The sequence below is a fragment of the Moorena sp. SIO3B2 genome, from assembly GCF_010692525.1.
GTDB classification, from domain to species: Bacteria; Cyanobacteriota; Cyanobacteriia; order Cyanobacteriales; family Coleofasciculaceae; genus Moorena; species Moorena producens.
Genome location: NZ_JAAHHE010000627.1, coordinates 1 through 2,696, shown reverse-complemented (window position 1 = coordinate 2,696; position 2,696 = coordinate 1). Strand labels below are relative to the sequence as shown.

General features: G+C 45.7%; 3 protein-coding genes. 2 read left to right on the top strand and 1 reads right to left on the bottom strand.

The genetic code is table 11. The features are described from left to right. Window positions 1-38 precede the first annotated feature (38 nt). Window positions 39-656: a hypothetical protein gene (locus F6K38_RS39100; RefSeq protein WP_287360305.1), complete on the top strand. Its 618-nt coding sequence runs from the start codon at window positions 39-41 to the stop codon at window positions 654-656. Here F6K38_RS39100 and F6K38_RS39095 read toward each other — a convergent pair. Continuing rightward, entirely contained in the window at window positions 653-829 is a 177-nt protein-coding gene (locus F6K38_RS39095) for a hypothetical protein (RefSeq protein ID WP_287247931.1), read from the bottom strand. The genes F6K38_RS39100 and F6K38_RS39095 overlap by 4 nt on opposite strands. Window positions 830-1,378: 549 nt before the next feature. Between F6K38_RS39095 and F6K38_RS39090 the strand changes: the two genes are divergently transcribed. Next, the coding region (locus tag F6K38_RS39090; protein ID WP_287360303.1) for a protein kinase domain-containing protein at window positions 1,379-2,696 on the top strand (1,318 nt) is incomplete at its 3' end.

The following is a 2,696-nucleotide window of genomic DNA, read 5'->3' as shown; positions in this document are numbered from 1 at the left end:
AGGCCTGGTAAGTGACTGGAGTCCGGACGGGCGGGCTGATGGTCGGGCTGATGGAAGGGCTGATGGTCGGGCTGATGGTCGGGCTGATGGTCGGGCTGATGGTCGGGCTGATGGTCGGGCTGAAGGAAGGGCTGATGGTCGGGCTGATGGTCGGGCTGATGTTCGGGCTGATGTTCGGGCTGATGCTCGGGATGATGGAAGGGCTGATGTTCGGGCTGAAGGAAGGGCTGGAGAGTTCAGAAATTGAAACAAAAACAAGTCCAAATCAAGGAATTTGGAAATCAGCTCGTAATGCTATAACTGTATATCTGATGTTCGGGCTGATGGGAGGGCTGATGGTCGGGCTGATGGGAGGGCTGATGTTCGGGCTGGTGTTCGGGCTGATGGAAGGGCTGATGGTCGGGCTGATGTTCGGGCTGATGTTCGGGCTGATGGGAGGGCTGGACAATGGTGGTAAAGCCTGCATCCAACACTTCATCCTCCGCCTTGTCCTCTACCGTAACAAATACATCCCTTGGAACTATGCCCGCTTCCTCGACTATGCCGCCGATCGCATCTTCTTACAAAAAGTAGGAGGAGGCTACATCTTTATCCACCGGATGTTGATGGAACATTTTGCCGAGATGGAGCCTGAGAATTTAGAATTTAGAATTTAGAATTTAGAATTGGAAGTTATGACTTCTGACTTCTGACTTCTGACTTCTGACTGGGCAATAACCTGACTAGCAAGATTAAACTCAAATTCTAGAGCTTCATACTCGGCTTTTACCTCTGGATTTGCTAGAACTTGCGAGCGAATATCATCCCACTTAATTGTCTTTGCTTTCATTTTTTATTCCTCTTGTTTTGGTAATTATAGCGTTTCTAGGATTTATGAAGTACGCTTCTTAAGCTCAAAGTCCCCCTTGATAAGGGGGATTTAGGGGGATCCATTTGTACCTCATGGCATAGAGAATTGCTATAGTTTATCTATTGGTTAATTAATTATTTTCCTGTGCTAAAAATTTCGCTCTAGGATATTCGGCAATTTTAATATTCTACATTCGCCCATTCTACTTGGTGGTGCGTTACGGTGCGGCTGTCCCAAAACTGGCTCTAGGGGTTGAACATCAGGGCAAGCCCGCCCCTAACGCACCCTACGCACTACTTCCCTCTCCCAGGGATAATGTTCCGATCACTATTGAAGGCTTTTGTATACTATGATTGGTAGCACTATATAGCAGTACGCATTAAGGTTAAGACATTGGTACAAAGTGAAAAGCTCTTGTAGTTAACTGTTGCCTTTTGCCTTTTGCCTTTTGCCTTGCGCATAGCACTATCACTAGTGATCTACCTCCTTTAACAGGTGGTGAGGTTTTCCCGGAGCAGTAGAAGTTGCATGAACTTGGGTCTTGGACAAACGATCGGTGGACGCTATAAAATTATTCGTCAGCTGGGACAAGGTGGATTTGGTCAAACTTTCGTAGCTGAAGACCAACACTTGCCTGGTGACAATCAGTGTGTGGTTAAGCAACTCAAGCCAGTAGCCACGGATCCCTTGACATTGCAGACGGCTAGGCGACTGTTTGAGACGGAAGCCAAAATCCTACACCAGTTGGGAAGTCATGAGCAAATTCCCCAGCTTTTTGCGTATTTTGAAGAAAATCAAGAATTCTATCTCGTCCAAGAATTGATTGAAGGGGAAGACCTCAGCCAGGAACTTGTACCGGGACAACAGGTGAATGAAGATCAGATTATTTCCCTGTTGCAGGAAATCCTGGAAGTTTTAAAATTTGTTCATCAACAGCGTATTATTCACCGAGATATTAATCCCCAAAACATCCTTCGGCGTAAATCAGATGGCAAATTAGTACTGATTGACTTCGGTGCTGTTAAACAAGTTAGTACCCAAATCCTAGAAGGGGGGAACACTGGCTTTACCGTTGCCATTGGTACTCCTGGCTATCGACCCAGTGAACAAGCCAATGGTTACCCGAAATTAAGCAGTGATATCTATGCTGTCGGGATGATCGGGATTGTTGGTTTAACCGGTTTACGTCCTCACCAATTGCCCCTTCACCCTGATACAGGGGAAATCACCTGGCATAACCAGATATCAGTAAGTGCTGAATTAGCCGATACTTTAGATAAAATGGTGTGCTATGATTTCCGAGAGCGTTATCAATCAGCTACCTTAGCATTACAAGCACTGACTACTATAACTAATAATAATAACACAAATACTAACACTACTAAAACTGGCGCTACCTTAGTGTTGGGAATTGCTTCATCTATACAACCCCTGCTCCCTAAACCCCGACGATTCAAACTAAAAAGGTACCAAGTGTTAATGTACACCGGGGTAATTGGATTAGGGTTTGCAGCAAGCGTTTTTATGGTGAATGCATTCAAGGGAGCTAATGCTACGGATTGGTATAACCGGGGCGAAACCTTTTTAGAATTGAAGCGCTATGAACAGGCCCTGAACGCTTATAATCGAGCTGTGGAAATCCGATCAGAATATGCTCCAGCTTGGCAAGGTCAAGGTAAGACTTTGTTTGCACTAAAGTACTATGAAGAAGCTCTAAACGCTTACGACCAAGCGATTCAAATTGAGCCGGATTATAGTGCAGCTTGGAAGGGTAGGGGTAAAACCTTGGAGCAGTTGGAGCGTTATGACGGAGCAATTAAAGCCTTTAATAGCGCCCTGGAACTCC

Coding starts and splice junctions, on each gene's coding strand:
- F6K38_RS39095 (WP_287247931.1), bottom strand. CDS start 829: ATGAAAGCAAAGACAATTAAGTGGGATGATATTCGCTCGCAAGTTCTA.
- F6K38_RS39100 (WP_287360305.1), top strand. CDS start 39: ATGGTCGGGCTGATGGAAGGGCTGATGGTCGGGCTGATGGTCGGGCTG.